Source organism: Streptococcus sp. 959 (genome assembly GCF_013277075.1).
In the GTDB taxonomy this organism is placed as follows: Bacteria; Bacillota; Bacilli; order Lactobacillales; family Streptococcaceae; genus Streptococcus; species Streptococcus pseudopneumoniae_C.
Genome location: NZ_VMMF01000009.1, coordinates 1 through 15699, shown reverse-complemented (window position 1 = coordinate 15699; position 15699 = coordinate 1). Strand labels below are relative to the sequence as shown.

Below are 15699 nucleotides of genomic sequence, written 5' to 3'. Positions count from 1 at the left end.
TGTTGTACGATTTTAACTGAGGCCTTGCACTAGCAAGGTCTTTTCTTTGTCTGGTCCCCTTAAAATTTAAGGAGGAAAAGTCATGAATCCCACATGTAAGAAACGTTTGGGTGCAATTCGATTGGAAACCATGAAGGTGGTTGCACAGGAGGAAATCGCGCCAAAAATCTTTGAATTAGTTCTAGAAGGGGAAATGGTTGAAGCTATGCGAGCAGGCCAATTTCTTCATCTGCGTGTGCCTGATGACGCCCATCTCTTGCGTCGCCCTATTTCAATTTCGTCTATCGATAAGGTTAAGAAACAGTGTCATCTCATTTATCGGATTGAGGGAGCTGGGACAGCTATTTTCTCAACCTTAAGTCAGGGAGATATTCTTGATGTGATGGGTCCTCAGGGGAATGGTTTTGACTTGTCTGACCTAGATGAGCAGAGCCAGGTTCTCCTTGTTGGTGGGGGGATTGGTGTTCCGCCCTTGCTTGAGGTTGCCAAGGAATTGCATGCGCGTGGTGTGAAAGTAGTGATAGTTCTCGGTTTTGCTAATAAGGATGCTGTTATCCTTGAAAAAGAATTAGCTCAATATGGTCAAGTCTTTGTAACGACAGATGATGGTTCTTATGGTATCAAGGGAAATGTTTCCGTTGTCATTAAGGATTTAGACAATCAATTTGATGCTGTTTACTCATGTGGGGCGCCTGGAATGATGAAGTATATCAATCAAACCTTTTATGACCACCCAAGAGCCTATCTATCTTTGGAATCTCGTATGGCTTGTGGTATGGGGGCTTGCTATGCCTGCGTCCTAAAAGTGCCAGAAAGCGAGACGGTTAGTCAACGCGTCTGTGAAGATGGCCCTGTTTTCCGCACAGGAACAGTTGTATTGTAAGGAGAAAATCATGACTACAAATCGTTTACAAGTTTCTCTACCAGGCTTGGATTTGAAAAATCCGATTATTCCAGCATCAGGCTGTTTTGGTTTTGGACAAGAGTATGCCAAGTACTATGATTTAGACCTTTTAGGTTCTATTATGATCAAGGCGACAACCCTTGAACCACGCTTTGGCAATCCAACTCCCAGAGTTGCTGAGACACCTGCTGGCATGCTCAATGCAATCGGCTTGCAAAATCCTGGTTTAGAGGTTGTTTTGGCTGAAAAGCTACCGTGGCTGGAAAGAGAATATCCAAATCTTCCTATTATTGCCAATGTGGCTGGTTTTTCAAAACAAGAGTATGCAGCTGTTTCTCATGGTATTTCTAAGGCAGCCAATGTAAAGGCTATTGAGCTCAATATTTCTTGCCCCAATGTAGATCACTGTAATCATGGACTCTTGATTGGTCAAGATCCAGATTTAGCCTATGATGTGGTGAAAGCAGCTGTCGAAGCCTCAGATGTGCCAGTTTATGTCAAACTGACCCCTAGTGTGACGGATATCGTTACTGTCGCAAAGGCAGCAGAGGATGCAGGAGCAAGTGGCTTAACCATGATCAATACTTTAGTCGGTATGCGCTTTGACCTCAAAACTCGCAAACCAATCTTGGCAAATGGAACGGGTGGAATGTCAGGTCCAGCAGTCTTTCCAGTAGCCCTCAAACTCATCCGCCAAGTTGCCCAAACAACAGACCTGCCTATCATTGGAATGGGGGGAGTGGATTCGGCTGAAGCTGCCCTAGAAATGTATCTGGCTGGTGCCTCTGCTATCGGAGTTGGAACAGCCAATTTTACCAATCCATATGCCTGTCCTGATATCATCGAAAATCTACCAAAGGTTATGGATAAATATGGCATCAGCAGTCTAGAAAATCTACGCAAGGAAGTAAAAGAGTCTATGAGATAAACTGCAATCAATCTGTTCTTGATGAACAAAGTTGTCAAGGAAGTAAGTTATAGTTGATTGAATCTAGAATAGTACGCTGTGACTGCTAAAATATTTCTAGAAATTAATTTGACTTTCCTAATTGATTTGTTTATATCTTATTGCAATCTACTATAAAAATCCTGATTTCAAGTAAAATCAGGATTTTTTCATGGATGCGATTTTTTCTGGATCTGGTGTGACACGGAGGGTCTTTTGTCCTGTGTAAGTAACAAAGCCTGGTTTTCCACCAGTTGGTTTGTTGAGTTTCTTGACTTCAATCATATCTACCTGAACCAGATTTGACAGGCGACCTTGAGAGAAGTAGGCGGCTAGTTCTGCCGCGTCTGTCTTGACTTCATCGGATGGGTCAAGATTTCCTAAGATGACAACATGGCTTCCAGGAATGTCCTTTGCATGGAACCAAAGTTCCTCCTTGCGGGCCATTTTAAAGGTTAGCTCCTCATTTTGCAGGTTGTTTCGTCCGACATAGATGATGGTTTTGCCATCACTGGCCAGATACTGTTCTGGTTTTTTGCGTTTCTGGATTTTTTCTCGCTGTCTTCTGCGGATAAAGCCGGTTTGAATCAATTCTTCACGGATTTCAGCGATTTCTTCTAGTCCAGCTTGGTTGAGGACGGTCTCCACACTTTCCAGATAGAGAATGGTTGCCTTGGTTTCCTCAATCAGATTAGTCAAGTATTTGACAGCTTCTTTGAGTTTCTGGTAACGTTTAAAATAGCGTTGGGCATTCTGGTTGGGAGTCAAGGCCTTATCAAGCGCAATCGTAATCGGTTGATTGGTGTAGTAGTTGTCTAGGATAACCTGGTCCTGGTCGTTAGGCACTTGGTGGAGGAAGGTTGTCAGCAATTCTCCTTTTTGGCGAAATTCTTCAGCATTGTCTGTCGCCAGTAACTCTTTTTCTTGTTTTTTGAGTTTTTGGCGGTTTTTCTGAAGTTCATTTTCAACACGACGAATGAGTTCACTGGCTTGCTGTTTGACGCGGTCGCGTTCAGCCTTGTCCTTATAGTAGGTGTCCAGCAAATCAGAAAGGCTGGTAAAAGTATCTCCCACTTGATTTTCAAAAGGAACTGGACTAAAGGAAGTCTCTGTCAAGCAAGGGTTGGTTTCTTGATTGAAAAAGTTACGGAAAGTGGAAAGTTTATCACCAACTAGAATGTTTTCCAATTCATTTGCCGTATCGCGTCCCAGACCTTGAAAGAGGTTTTGAAGATTTTTAGCTGTTGTTTCCTGTGTTTGCAGGATTTCAAAGAGTTTCTCGTCCTTGACCGTGAAAGGATTGAGAGATTCCGTACTTGGCGGAGCGATGTAGGTCGACCCAGGAAGCAAGGTGCGGTAGCTATTTTGTGAAAAGCCAACGTGTTTAATGACTTCGAGGATTTTGTGACTACTCTTATCAACCAGTAGAATATTACTGTGTTTGCCCATAATTTCGATAATCAAGGTAGCCTGAATATGGTCTCCAATCTCGTTTTTATTAGAAACCGTAATTTCCACAATACGGTCATTTTCCACCTGCTCAATCGACTCAATCAGGGCACCCTGCAAATACTTTCTCAAAACCATGATAAAGGTAGAAGGTTGGGCAGGATTTTCAAAAGTTGTTTGGGTCAGCTGAATGCGACCAAAAACTGGATGCGCAGAAAGGAGCAGGCGATGGCTTTGGCGATTGCTGCGGATTTGCAAGACCAACTCTTGTTCAAAAGGCTGATTGATTTTCTGGATGCGACCGTTCACTAACTCTCTTCGCAATTCCTCAACCATGTGGTGTAAAAAAAATCCGTCAAATGACATCGTTCTCTCCTTGTGATTGTATTCCATAGTATTATATCAAAAAGGTAGAATAAAATCATGGAAATGTGGTATAATAAAGCCAAGTAAAGAGAAACGAGAAGCACATGTATATTGAGATGGTAGATGAAACTGGTCAAGTTTCAAAAGAAATGTTGCAACAAACCCAAGAAATTTTGGAATTTGCAGCCCAAAAATTAGGCAAAGAAGACAAGGAGATGGCGGTTACCTTTGTGACCAATGAACGTAGTCATGAACTCAATCTGGAGTACCGTGACACAGACCGTCCGACAGATGTTATCAGCCTTGAATATAAGCCAGAGTTGGAAATTGCCTTTGATGAAGAGGATTTACTTGAAAATCCGGAATTGGCAGAGATGATGTCTGAGTTTGATGCCTATATTGGGGAACTGTTCATTTCTATTGATAAGGCTCATGAGCAGGCCGAGGAATATGGTCACAGCTTTGAGCGTGAGATGGGCTTCTTGGCAGTACACGGCTTTTTACATATCAATGGCTATGATCACTACACTCCGGAAGAAGAAGCGGAGATGTTCGGTTTACAAGAAGAAATTTTGACAGCCTATGGACTCACAAGACAATAAACGAAAATGGAAAAATCGTGACCTAATATCCAGTTTAGAATTTGCCATTACAGGAATTTTTACTGCCATCAAGGAAGAACGCAATATGCGAAAACATGCAGTAACGGCTCTTGTAGTCATTCTTGCAGGTTTAGTTTTTCAGGTGTCACGAATCGAATGGCTCTTTCTCCTATTGAGCATTTTCTTGGTAGTAGCCTTTGAAATTATCAATTCTGCTATCGAAAATGTGGTAGATTTGGCCAGTCACTATCACTTTTCCATGCTGGCTAAAAATGCCAAGGATATGGCGGCTGGCGCGGTATTAGTGGTCTCTCTTTTCGCAGCCTTAACAGGCGCATTGATTTTTCTCCCACGGATTTGGGATTTATTATTTTAAACAGTAAGAGGAAATTATGACATTTAAATCAGGCTTTGTAGCCATTTTAGGACGTCCCAATGTTGGGAAGTCAACCTTTTTAAATCACGTCATGGGGCAAAAAATTGCTATCATGAGTGACAAGGCGCAGACAACGCGCAATAAAATCATGGGAATTTACACGACTGATAAGGAGCAGATTGTCTTTATCGATACCCCAGGAATTCATAAGCCTAAAACGGCCCTTGGAGATTTCATGGTCGAATCCGCCTACAGCACTCTTCGTGAAGTGGATACTGTTCTTTTTATGGTGCCTGCTGATGAAGCGCGTGGCAAAGGGGACGATATGATTATCGAACGCCTCAAGGCTGCTAAGGTTCCTGTTATTCTGGTGGTGAACAAGATTGATAAGGTTCACCCAGACCAGCTTTTGTCTCAGATTGATGATTTCCGTAATCAAATGGACTTTAAGGAAATCGTTCCAATCTCAGCTCTTCAAGGGAATAACGTTTCTCGTCTTGTGGATATTTTGAGTGAAAATCTAGACGAAGGATTCCAGTATTTCCCGTCTGATCAAATCACAGACCATCCAGAACGTTTCTTGGTTTCAGAAATGGTTCGCGAGAAAGTCTTGCATCTAACTCGTGAAGAGATTCCTCACTCAGTTGCTGTGGTTGTTGATTCTATGAAACGAGATGAAGAGACAGACAAGGTGCATATCCGTGCAACCATCATGGTCGAGCGCGATAGTCAGAAAGGGATTATCATCGGTAAAGGTGGTGCTATGCTTAAGAAAATCGGTAGCATGGCCCGTCGTGATATTGAACTCATGCTAGGAGACAAGGTCTTCCTAGAAACCTGGGTCAAGGTTAAGAAAAACTGGCGTGATAAAAAGCTAGATTTGGCTGACTTTGGCTATAATGAAAAAGAATACTAAGTAGAGGTGGGCTCATGCCTGCTTCTTGTTTTTACAGAAGGAGGATTTATGCCTGAATTACCTGAGGTTGAAACCGTTCGTCGTGGCTTAGAAAAATTGATTTTGGGAAAGAAGATTTCCAGTGTAGAAATTCGCTATCCCAAGATGATTAAGACAGATTTGGACGAGTTTCAAAAGGAAGTGCCTGGTCAGATTGTTGAGTCAATGGGACGTCGTGGTAAATATTTGCTTTTCTGCCTGACAGATAAGGTTTTGATTTCCCATTTGCGGATGGAGGGCAAGTATTTTTACTATCCAGACCAGGTTCCTGAACGTAAGCATGCCCATATTTTCTTTCAGTTTGAAGATGGTGGCACGCTTGTTTATGAGGATGTTCGCAAGTTTGGTACTATGGAACTCTTGGCTCCTGACCTTTTAGACGCTTACTTTATTTCTAAAAAATTAGGTCCTGAACCAAGCGAACAAGACTTTGATGTGCAGGTATTTCAAGCTGCCCTAGCCAAGTCTAAAAAGCCTATCAAATCCCATCTCTTAGACCAGACTTTGGTAGCTGGACTTGGCAATATCTATGTGGATGAGGTTCTCTGGCGAGCTCAGGTTCATCCAGCCAGACCTTCCCAGACTTTGACAGCAGAAGAAGCGACTGCCATTCATGACCAGACTATCGCTGTTTTGGGTCAGGCTGTTGAAAAAGGTGGTTCCACCATTCGGACCTATACCAATGCCTTTGGGGAAGATGGAACCATGCAAGATTTTCATCAGGTCTATGACAAGGCTGGTCAAGAATGTTCACGTTGTGCTACTATCATTGAGAAAATCCAACTAGGTGGACGAGGCACCCATTTTTGTCCTCAGTGCCAAAGGAGGAATTGATGGGAAAAATCATTGGAATCACTGGGGGAATTGCCTCTGGTAAGTCAACCGTGACAAATTTTCTAAGACAGCAAGGCTTTCAAGTAGTGGATGCCGACGCAGTCGTCCACCAACTACAGAAACCTGGCGGTCGTCTGTTTAAGGCTCTAGTCCAGCACTTTGGGCAAGAAATCATCCTTGAAAATGGAGAACTCAATCGCCCTCTCCTAGCTAGTCTTATCTTTTCAAATCCTGAAGAACGAGAATGGTCTAAGCAAATCCAAGGAGAGATTATCCGTGAGGAACTAGCTACATTAAGAGACCAATTGGCTCAGACAGAAGAGATTTTCTTCATGGATATTCCCCTACTTTTTGAGCAGGCCTACAGCGCTTGGTTTGATGAGACTTGGCTGGTCTATGTGGATAGAGATGTCCAAGTAGAACGCTTAATGAAAAGGGATCAGCTATCCAAGAATGAAGCTGAGTTTCGTCTGGCAGCCCAGTGGCCTTTAGAGAAAAAGAAAGATTTGGCCAGCCATATTCTTGACAACAATGGAAATCAGGACCAGCTTCTTACTCAGGTGTTCTCCCTTCTTGAGGGAGGTAGCTAAGATGATAGAGATTAACTGGAAGGATAATCTGCGCATTGCCTGGTTTGGTAATTTTCTGACTGGAGCCAGTATTTCTTTGGTAGTGCCCTTTATGCCCATCTTTGTGGAAAATCTAGGTGTAGGGAGTGATCAAGCTGCTTTTTATGCAGGTTTAGCTATTTCTGTCTCTGCCATTTCTGCGGCACTTTTCTCTCCTATCTGGGGCATCCTTGCTGACAAATACGGTCGAAAACCCATGATGATTCGGGCTGGCATGGCCATGACTATTACTATGGGAGGCTTGGCCTTTGTCCCAAATATTTATTGGTTAATCTTTCTTCGTTTATTAAATGGGGTATTTGCAGGATTTGTTCCTAATGCAACGGCCTTGATAGCCAGTCAGGTTCCCAAGGAGAAATCAGGATCTGCCTTAGGTACTTTGTCTACAGGCGTAGTTGCAGGCACTCTAACTGGTCCCTTTATTGGTGGCTTTATCGCAGAATTGTTTGGCATTCGTACTGTTTTCTTACTGGTTGGTAGTTTTCTATTCTTAGCTGCTGTTTTGACTATTTGCTTTATCAAGGAAGATTTTCAACCAGTAGCCAAGGAAAAGGCCATCCCAACAAAGGAATTGTTTACCTCAGTTAAATATCCCTATCTTTTGGTTAATCTTTTTCTAACTAGTTTTGTCATCCAATTTTCAGCCCAATCGATTGGCCCTATTTTGGCTCTTTATGTGCGCGACTTAGGTCAGACAGAGAATCTTCTTTTTGTTTCTGGTTTGATTGTATCCAGTATGGGCTTTTCCAGCATGATGAGTGCAGGTGTTATGGGCAAGCTAGGTGACAAGGTGGGCAATCATCGCCTCTTGGTTGTAGCCCAGTTTTATTCAGTCATTATCTATCTCCTCTGTGCCAATGCCTCTAGCCCCCTTCAACTAGGACTTTATCGATTCTTCTTTGGATTGGGGACAGGTGCCTTGATTCCTGGAGTTAATGCTCTTCTCAGTAAGATGACTCCAAAATCAGGTATTTCAAGAGTATTTGCCTTCAATCAGGTATTCTTTTATCTGGGAGGTGTCGTTGGGCCTATGGCAGGTTCTGCAGTGGCGGGTCAATTTGGCTACCATGCTGTTTTTTATGCGACAAGCCTTTGTGTTGCCTTTAGTTGCCTCTTTAACCTTCTTCAATTTCGAACATTATTAAAAGTAAAGGAAATCTAGTGCGAGTAAAAATTAATCTAAAATGCTCCTCTTGTGGCAGTATCAATTATCTAACCAGTAAAAATTCAAAAACTAATCCAGACAAGATTGAGGTTTTAAAGTATTGTCCCAAGGAAAGAAAAGTAACCCTACATCTTGAATCTAAGTAGATTTTATGGTAAAATAATAGGGATTTTAAGGAGTTTGATATGTATAACCTATTATTAACCATTTTATTAGTATTATCTGTTGTGATTGTGATTGCGATTTTCATGCAACCAACCAAAAACCAATCCAGCAATGTATTTGATGCCAGCTCAGGTGATTTGTTTGAACGCAGTAAAGCACGTGGTTTTGAAGCTGTGATGCAGCGTTTGACAGGGATTTTAGTCTTTTTCTGGCTAGCCATTGCCTTAGCATTGACGGTATTATCAAGTAGATAAGAAAATAATGGGCAGGACTAGGTCTTTGCCTCTTTTTATTTTTATACTCTTCAAAAATCTCTTCAAACCATGTCAGCTTCCATCTGCAACCTCAAAATGGTGTTTTGAGCAACCTGCGCCTAGCTTTCTAGTTTGCTCTTTGATTTTTATTGAGTATTAAAGGATGTTTGAGAAGATTTTACAGTAAAAGAAAATTAAAAATCTAGAAAGAAAATATGAAAGATAGAATAAAAGAATATTTGCAAGACAAGGGAAAGGTGACTGTCAATGATTTGGCTCAGGCTTTGGGAAAAGACGGTTCCAAGGATTTTCGTGAGTTGATTAAAACCTTGTCCTTAATGGAAAGAAAGCACCAGATACGCTTTGAAGAAGATGGTAGTCTGACCTTGGAAGTCAAGAAAAAACATGAGATTACTCTCAAGGGGATTTTTCATGCTCATAAAAATGGCTTTGGTTTTGTCAGTCTGGAAGGGGAAGAGGACGACCTTTTTGTAGGAAAAAACGATGTTAACTACGCTATTGATGGTGATACCGTTGAGGTGGTCATCAAGAAAGTTGCTGACCGCAACAAGGGAACAGCAGCCGAAGCTAAAATTATCGATATCCTAGAGCACAGTTTGACAACCGTAGTCGGTCAAATCGTTCTGGATCAGGAAAAGCCCAAGTATGCTGGCTACATCCGTTCAAAAAATCAGAAAATTAGCCAACCGATTTATGTAAAAAAACCAGCTCTTAAACTTGAAGGAACTGAAGTGCTTAAGGTCTTTATCGACAAGTATCCAAGTAGAAAACATGATTTTTTTGTAGCTTCGGTGCTTGATGTAGTTGGTCATTCGACAGATGCTGGGATTGATGTTTTGGAAGTTTTGGAGTCTATGGATATTGTCTCTGAATTTCCAGAGGCTGTTCTTAAGGAAGCTGAAACAGTGCCAGATGCTCCATCTGAAAAAGATATGAAAGACCGCATTGATTTGCGAAATGAGATTACTTTTACCATTGACGGTGCGGATGCCAAGGACTTGGACGATGCGGTGCATATCAAGGCCTTGAAAAATGGAAATCTGGAACTTGGAGTTCACATAGCAGATGTTTCCTACTATGTGACCGAGGGTTCCGCCCTTGACAAGGAAGCCCTTAACCGCGCAACTTCTGTCTATGTGACAGACCGTGTGGTTCCAATGCTTCCAGAACGACTGTCAAATGGAATCTGCTCCCTCAATCCTCAAGTTGACCGCCTGACCCAGTCTGCCATTATGGAGATTGATAAACATGGTCGTGTGGTCAACTACACCATTACACAAACAGTTATCAAGACTAGCTTCCGTATGACCTATAGTGATGTCAATGATATCTTAGCGGGCGACGAGGAAAAGAGACAAGAATATCATAAAATTGTACCAAGTATCGAACTCATGGCCAGGCTTCATGAAACTTTAGAAAACATGCGTGTGAAACGCGGAGCCCTCAATTTTGATACCAATGAAGCTAAGATTTTAGTGGATAAGCAAGGTAAGCCTGTTGATATCGTTCTTCGACAGCGTGGCATTGCCGAGCGCATGATTGAGTCCTTTATGTTGATGGCCAATGAAACAGTTGCTGAGCATTTTAGCAAGCTGGATTTGCCTTTCATCTATCGAATTCATGAGGAGCCAAAGGCTGAAAAAGTTCAAAAGTTTATTGATTATGCTTCAAGTTTTGGATTGCGCATTTATGGGACTGCTAGTGAGATTAGTCAGGAGGCCCTTCAATACATCATGCGTACTGTTGAGGGAGAACCTTATGCGGATGTATTGTCTATGATGCTTCTGCGCTCCATGCAGCAGGCTCGTTATTCGGAGCACAATCACGGCCACTATGGACTAGCTGCTGACTATTATACTCACTTTACCAGTCCGATTCGTCGTTATCCAGACCTTCTGGTTCACCGTATGATTAGGGACTATGGTCGTTCTAAGGAAATAGCCGAGCATTTTGAACAAGTGATTCCAGAGATTGCAACCCAGTCTTCCAATCGTGAGCGTCGTGCCATTGAGGCTGAGCGTGAAGTCGAAGCCATGAAGAAGGCTGAGTATATGGAAGAATACGTGGGTGAAGAGTACGATGCAGTTATCTCCAGCATCGTTAAATTTGGTCTCTTTGTTGAATTGCCAAACACGGTTGAAGGTTTGATTCATATCACCAATTTACCTGAATTTTATCATTTCAATGAGCGTGATTTGACTCTGCGTGGGGAAAAATCGGGTACAACTTTCCGTGTAGGTCAGCAAATCCGTATCCGAGTTGAAAGAGCTGACAAGATGACGGGTGAAATTGACTTCTCTTATATTCCAAGTGAGTTTGATGTGATTGAAAAAGGCTTGAAACAGTCTAGTCGCAATGATAGAGGGCGTGGTTCAAGTCGTCGTTCAGATAAGAAGGAAGACAAGAGAAAATCAGGACGCTCAAATGATAAGCGCAAGCATTCGTCAAAAGACAAGAAAAAAGGAAAGAAACCTTTTTACAAGGAAGTAGCTAAGAAAGGAGCTAAGCATGGCAAAGGGCGAGGGAAAGGTCGTCGCACAAAATAAAAAGGCGCGCCACGACTATACAATCGTAGATACGCTAGAGGTAGGGATGGTCCTGACTGGGACTGAAATCAAGAGTGTACGAGCAGCTCGAATCAATCTCAAGGATGGCTTTGCCCAAGTAAAAAATGGGGAGGTTTGGTTGAGCAATGTTCATATCGCACCTTATGAAGAGGGCAATATCTGGAATCAGGAACCAGAACGTCGCCGCAAACTCCTGCTCCATAAGAAGCAAATTCAAAAATTGGAACAAGAGACCAAAGGGACAGGAATGACGCTGGTTCCCCTTAAGGTCTATATCAAAGATGGCTACGCCAAGCTCCTTTTAGGTTTAGCTAAAGGGAAGCATGACTATGATAAACGGGAGTCTATCAAACGACGTGAGCAGAATCGCGATATTGCGCGCGTGATGAAAGCAGTCAACCAGCGATAAAAAGAGGAATGAAGATGGAAAAACTAGTTGCCTATAAACGCATGCCTTTGTGGAATAAACAAACCATGCCTGAAGCTGTTCAGCAGAAACATAATACCAAGGTTGGAACTTGGGGGAAAATTACTGTCTTGAAGGGAGCTCTCAAGTTTATTGAATTGACAGGAGATGGTGAGGTTTTAGCTGAGCACCTCTTTGAAGCAGGGGCTGATAATCCCATGGCACAACCACAAGCTTGGCATCGAGTGGAGGCTGTAACAGACGATGTGGAATGGTATTTGGAATTTTATTGTAAACCTGAGGATTATTTCCCTAAGAAATACAATACCAATCCTGTTCATTCAGAGGTCTTAGAGGCTATGCAGACAGTAAAACCAGGGAAAGCCTTGGATTTGGGCTGTGGTCAAGGCCGTAATACACTCTTTCTATCCCAGCAAGGTTTTGATGTGACAGCTGTGGATCAAAATGAACTGGCCCTTGAAATTTTGCAAAGCATTGTGGAGCAAGAAGACCTGGACATGCCAGTCGGTCTTTACGATATCAATTCAGCTAGTATTAGCCAAGCCTATGATTTCATCGTTTCGACAGTTGTTTTGATGTTTTTACAAGCAGACTGTATTCCTGCAATTATTAAAAATATGCAAGAGAAAACCACTGTTGGTGGCTACAATCTTATCGTCTGTGCCATGGACACGGAGGATTATCCTTGCTCTGTGAACTTCCCATTCACATTTAAAGAAGGAGAATTGGCAGACTATTACAAGGACTGGGAATTGGTTAAGTACAATGAAAATCCTGGTCATCTTCACCGTCGCGATGAGAATGGCAATCGTATTCAACTACGCTTTGCGACCATGCTAGCTAAGAAAATCAAATAAACATGAATGAAGATTAGGAATTTTCCTGATCTTTTTTAAAATGCTAAATGTTATAAAAATGTAATATTTCTGACAATATGATTTTTATTTCAAAAAAATATATAATTATATTATAAAAGAACCTTTATGCGTATATATATATACGCATAAAAATTATAATAGATTAAAAAATATGAAAAATGTTCTATTGAATTTTTATAGTAAAAGAGTATCATATAATATGATAAAGTATTTATTTTGGAGGAAATTAAATGTTTCATAAAGGTAAACACGATCGTGAAAAGCAATTACGTTTTTCTATTCGTAAGGTCAGCTTTGGTGCAGCTAGTGTCGCAGTAGCTGCATTGTTCATGTTTTTAGGAAATGGAGCAGTATCTGCTGCAGAGCAAGGAGTGCCTTCAACTAATGGGGAGACTCAAGCACCGCAACCTAAAGATCAGAATGTCCAGAATGGGACCTACGAAGGGAACACAGTAGCAATTAGTCCTGCTGCAACAGTAGAGACAAATACTCAACCTTCAACAGTTGAAAATAATCCTTCTCCAGAATCATCACCTCAGAAGGTGGAGACTCTAGATAAGAAAGAATTAACAGATTTAATCAAAGAAGTTGATGGAAAGTTTGCTGAAGGAACCTATGCTACTAAGACAGAAGAAAGCGTTAATAATCTTAGAACTGTCTTAGAAGAAGCAAGAACAGCTTTAAATAATGCGAAAACACAAGCTGAATTATCACAAGCACAAGCTAAATTAGTTACAGCCACAACAAAATTACAAACAAAACCAGAAGAGAAAAAAGAAGCACCAGCAGTTGATACTACAAATGGAAAATCAACTGTAGGTGTTAAAGCAACAAATACTGAGAAAGCAGCAGATACGAATTCAATCGCAAACTCAGGTTCTAGAGATGAACGTAATGGAAAAGTATTGGATAAAAATAATCCATTCCGTACAGATACAACTACACCGAATACGGATCCTGATGCGAATCAAACGTATACATTACCAGGAGATAGTGCGGGTATTGCTGAATTAGCTGATAGTTTAAATAATTTGGCTTCTTCTATAAGTAATGAAACTAAATTAGCTTCTATTGATAAGTTAGGACATCTTAAAGATGTAAAGGCTGGTGAAGTAAAAGAAATCGATGAATTTGGTGGTTGGTCAGCTATAACAGCAAATGGAAAAAAAGGAAAATTTGCCATTGCACGAAAAACTGAAGAGGGAGTATACCCTATTGAGACAGTGAACGTTACCAGAACAGGAACAGGTACAACTAGAAAATATTTAATACACGTTGAAGAAAATGCGTTTGATCGTTCAAATGAATATGCCCTGTTTCTTTCAAAAGTTAGAACGTATGAAACTAAAGATGAAGAAACATTTGATGGAGAGCCATTTAAAGATGTAGATAAGAATGGGGGACATGGAGAAAGACTTACAATTTCTAAAGGATTAAAAGGATTCAATGGAATAGAAAAAACTTATAAAGCCTATTCTTCATCAACTGGAACTGGGGTAAATATTTCTTTTAAAACAGGATTTACAGGAGATATTGATGGTGTCAAGGCTGGATATAAAGTTAAGGTAATTGCAAAATTTAAAGATGGGCATACAGAGTCTATTTATGATCAAAGTTTTCTTCCAACTGATTCCAAAGATGAAACAACTCCGAATAAAGTAACTACGAGAGTAGTATCAGTTAATGCAAATGATAGCATTATAGCTAAGGTTTCAAGTAACCCAGTGCCAACAAAATCTAATCTTAACCAAAAGTTAGCAGATTATAAAAATAAACAAGTAAGTAAAACAGGTAGTTTCACAGTTGAAAATATTAATTTGCCTAAAGGAGCGATAGGGTATACAGTTCAAATTAGTGCTTCTGATAATTCTAAATTAGGAATGGGATATCAAACTACATGGTCTCAATATGCATTACCTCTATCAGGACTTAAAGTTACTATTACACAAGATACGAATAGAATTGCAAAAACACTTTTAAAAAGAGTCTACAATAAGTTAAAAGAAACAGAAACGGCAGATAAAGCAGGGAAAACTGATGATACTAAAACAGCATACACAGAGGAACTTGGAAAAGTAAAAACTCTTCTTGAGGAAGAGTTGAAAACAACAGAAGACTATAAAAAAGCGCTTTCATCACTTCTAAAAAAACAAGGGGCTTTAATAACGGCTGCAACACCGGATGAAAAGGCTGATTTATCTACACAAGTTGAGGGATTAAAAAAGGTATCTACAGATAATAAAACACCTAATAGTATTGATAAATACAATCAAGAGTTTGAAAGGAATAATCAGCATATTCAATCAATAACACAAGAAGTAACAGCTATTATCGATAAACAAGGGAATGCAACTAAAGATGAAGTAAGTAAAGCATTAGAGAGGGTAAAGTCTATAAAAGCCAAATTAGATAAAGCTGCTGGATTGTTAGTTGATAAAGGAGATAAGAGTGAACTCACTCCAGTTGCGACAACGGACGCCGAAACAACCAAAACAACCGATGCGAAGTACTACAATGGAACATCAGAAAAGAAAGCAGCTTATGACCAAGCAGTAGCAGCAGGTAAGAAAGTCTTAGAAGATCCGAATGCAACGCAAGAAGCTGTCAATAACGCTAAGAAAGCCATTGAAGCCGCAAAAGGTGAGTTAGATGGAACAGCAACAGATAAGAGTGAACTCACTCCAGTTGCGACAACGGACGCCGAAACAACCAAAACAACCGATGCGAAGTACTACAATGGAACATCAGAAAAGAAAGCAGCTTATGACCAAGCAGTAGCAGCAGGTAAGAAAGTCTTAGAAGATCCGAATGCAACGCAAGAAGCTGTCAATAACGCTAAGAAAGCCATTGAAGCCGCAAAAGGTGAGTTAGATGGAACAGCAACAAACAAAGAAGCAGCCAAAGCAGAAGTAGATGCAACATTAGTAGAAAAAGAAAAAGCAATCGAAGCTAACGACAAACTTTCAGATGCAGAAAAAGCAGCAGCGAAAGCTGAAGTAGCGAAAGCTGCAATCGCAGCTGTAAAAGCTATCAATGAAGCGAAAGATCAAGATGGTGTAGACGGTGCTCAAACTACAGGAGTTAAAGCAATTAACGCAGTAACTCCAGTAGGTAAAGAGAAAGCCCTAGAAGCAATCCAAACAGCGTCAGAAACTAAGATT

At 40.9% G+C, this 15699-nt stretch carries 15 protein-coding genes; 14 read left to right on the top strand and 1 reads right to left on the bottom strand.

Annotation, left to right across the window (positions count from 1 at the left end; genetic code table 11):
* The first annotated feature begins 82 nt into the window (after positions 1 to 82).
* Positions 83 to 883 (top strand): dihydroorotate dehydrogenase electron transfer subunit, encoded by an 801-nt coding sequence (locus tag HT717_RS02770; protein ID WP_001070092.1) that lies wholly within the window; start codon positions 83 to 85, stop codon positions 881 to 883.
* The gene (locus tag HT717_RS02765; protein ID WP_162174290.1) at positions 846 to 1832 is read left to right on the top strand and encodes a dihydroorotate dehydrogenase; all 987 of its coding nucleotides are present in this window, start codon (positions 846 to 848) and stop codon (positions 1830 to 1832) included. The genes HT717_RS02770 and HT717_RS02765 overlap by 38 nt, the downstream gene beginning before the upstream one ends.
* A gap of 177 nt (positions 1833 to 2009) precedes the next feature.
* On the opposite strand, the gene pavA is transcribed toward HT717_RS02765, so the two are convergent.
* Positions 2010 to 3665, bottom strand: a complete 1656-nt coding sequence (pavA, locus tag HT717_RS02760; protein WP_173304320.1) for an Rqc2 family fibronectin-binding protein PavA — start codon at positions 3663 to 3665, stop codon at positions 2010 to 2012.
* A 104-nt stretch (positions 3666 to 3769) separates the two neighbouring features.
* On the opposite strand from pavA, the gene ybeY reads away from it, so the two are divergent.
* The 12 genes from ybeY to HT717_RS02700 form a co-directional block, all read left to right on the top strand.
* Positions 3770 to 4267, top strand: coding sequence for an rRNA maturation RNase YbeY (gene ybeY / locus HT717_RS02755; RefSeq protein WP_000275156.1), 498 nt, complete (start codon positions 3770 to 3772; stop codon positions 4265 to 4267).
* Positions 4248 to 4643: a diacylglycerol kinase gene (locus HT717_RS02750; protein WP_173304318.1), complete on the top strand. Its 396-nt coding sequence runs from the start codon at positions 4248 to 4250 to the stop codon at positions 4641 to 4643. The genes ybeY and HT717_RS02750 overlap by 20 nt, the downstream gene beginning before the upstream one ends.
* A gap of 16 nt (positions 4644 to 4659) precedes the next feature.
* Complete coding sequence (gene era / locus HT717_RS02745) at positions 4660 to 5559, top strand: GTPase Era (protein WP_000143264.1); 900 nt, start codon at positions 4660 to 4662, stop codon at positions 5557 to 5559.
* Positions 5560 to 5607: 48 nt separating this feature from the next.
* Positions 5608 to 6432: a DNA-formamidopyrimidine glycosylase gene (gene mutM / locus HT717_RS02740; protein ID WP_173304316.1), complete on the top strand. Its 825-nt coding sequence runs from the start codon at positions 5608 to 5610 to the stop codon at positions 6430 to 6432.
* Complete coding sequence (gene coaE, locus HT717_RS02735; protein ID WP_173304314.1) at positions 6432 to 7022, top strand: dephospho-CoA kinase; 591 nt, start codon at positions 6432 to 6434, stop codon at positions 7020 to 7022. The genes mutM and coaE overlap by 1 nt, the downstream gene beginning before the upstream one ends.
* A gap of 1 nt (position 7023) precedes the next feature.
* Positions 7024 to 8223: a multidrug efflux MFS transporter gene (locus HT717_RS02730; RefSeq protein ID WP_173304312.1), complete on the top strand. Its 1200-nt coding sequence runs from the start codon at positions 7024 to 7026 to the stop codon at positions 8221 to 8223.
* Positions 8223 to 8372 carry a 50S ribosomal protein L33 gene (gene rpmG / locus HT717_RS02725; protein WP_173304310.1) on the top strand — a complete coding sequence of 50 codons (150 nt, stop codon included), beginning with the start codon at positions 8223 to 8225 and terminating at the stop codon, positions 8370 to 8372. Before HT717_RS02730 ends, rpmG begins: the two co-directional genes overlap by 1 nt.
* A gap of 39 nt (positions 8373 to 8411) precedes the next feature.
* On the top strand, positions 8412 to 8645 hold the full coding sequence (gene secG, locus HT717_RS02720) for a preprotein translocase subunit SecG (RefSeq protein ID WP_000282517.1): 234 nt from the start codon (positions 8412 to 8414) through the stop codon (positions 8643 to 8645).
* A gap of 215 nt (positions 8646 to 8860) precedes the next feature.
* Positions 8861 to 11212, top strand: coding sequence for a ribonuclease R (gene rnr / locus HT717_RS02715; RefSeq protein ID WP_173304308.1), 2352 nt, complete (start codon positions 8861 to 8863; stop codon positions 11210 to 11212).
* Entirely contained in the window at positions 11175 to 11642 is a 468-nt protein-coding gene (gene smpB / locus HT717_RS02710; RefSeq protein WP_042901085.1) for an SsrA-binding protein SmpB, read from the top strand. Before rnr ends, smpB begins: the two co-directional genes overlap by 38 nt.
* 14 nt (positions 11643 to 11656) lie before the next feature.
* Positions 11657 to 12517: an SAM-dependent methyltransferase TehB gene (gene tehB / locus HT717_RS02705; RefSeq protein WP_173304306.1), complete on the top strand. Its 861-nt coding sequence runs from the start codon at positions 11657 to 11659 to the stop codon at positions 12515 to 12517.
* A 251-nt stretch (positions 12518 to 12768) separates the two neighbouring features.
* Positions 12769 to 15699: YSIRK-type signal peptide-containing protein (locus tag HT717_RS02700; protein ID WP_173304304.1), on the top strand; the 2931-nt coding region annotated here is incomplete at its 3' end.

Bases quoted from the DNA above. Each gene is read 5' to 3' on its own strand.
- tehB (WP_173304306.1), top strand. From the start codon at position 11,657: ATGGAAAAACTAGTTGCCTATAAACGCATGCCTTTGTGGAATAAACAA.
- smpB (WP_042901085.1), top strand. From the start codon at position 11,175: ATGGCAAAGGGCGAGGGAAAGGTCGTCGCACAAAATAAAAAGGCGCGC.
- era (WP_000143264.1), top strand. From the start codon at position 4,660: ATGACATTTAAATCAGGCTTTGTAGCCATTTTAGGACGTCCCAATGTT.
- HT717_RS02730 (WP_173304312.1), top strand. From the start codon at position 7,024: ATGATAGAGATTAACTGGAAGGATAATCTGCGCATTGCCTGGTTTGGT.
- HT717_RS02765 (WP_162174290.1), top strand. From the start codon at position 846: ATGGCCCTGTTTTCCGCACAGGAACAGTTGTATTGTAAGGAGAAAATC.
- HT717_RS02750 (WP_173304318.1), top strand. From the start codon at position 4,248: ATGGACTCACAAGACAATAAACGAAAATGGAAAAATCGTGACCTAATA.
- coaE (WP_173304314.1), top strand. From the start codon at position 6,432: ATGGGAAAAATCATTGGAATCACTGGGGGAATTGCCTCTGGTAAGTCA.
- ybeY (WP_000275156.1), top strand. From the start codon at position 3,770: ATGTATATTGAGATGGTAGATGAAACTGGTCAAGTTTCAAAAGAAATG.
- pavA (WP_173304320.1), bottom strand. From the start codon at position 3,665: ATGTCATTTGACGGATTTTTTTTACACCACATGGTTGAGGAATTGCGA.
- HT717_RS02770 (WP_001070092.1), top strand. From the start codon at position 83: ATGAATCCCACATGTAAGAAACGTTTGGGTGCAATTCGATTGGAAACC.
- rnr (WP_173304308.1), top strand. From the start codon at position 8,861: ATGAAAGATAGAATAAAAGAATATTTGCAAGACAAGGGAAAGGTGACT.
- mutM (WP_173304316.1), top strand. From the start codon at position 5,608: ATGCCTGAATTACCTGAGGTTGAAACCGTTCGTCGTGGCTTAGAAAAA.
- secG (WP_000282517.1), top strand. From the start codon at position 8,412: ATGTATAACCTATTATTAACCATTTTATTAGTATTATCTGTTGTGATT.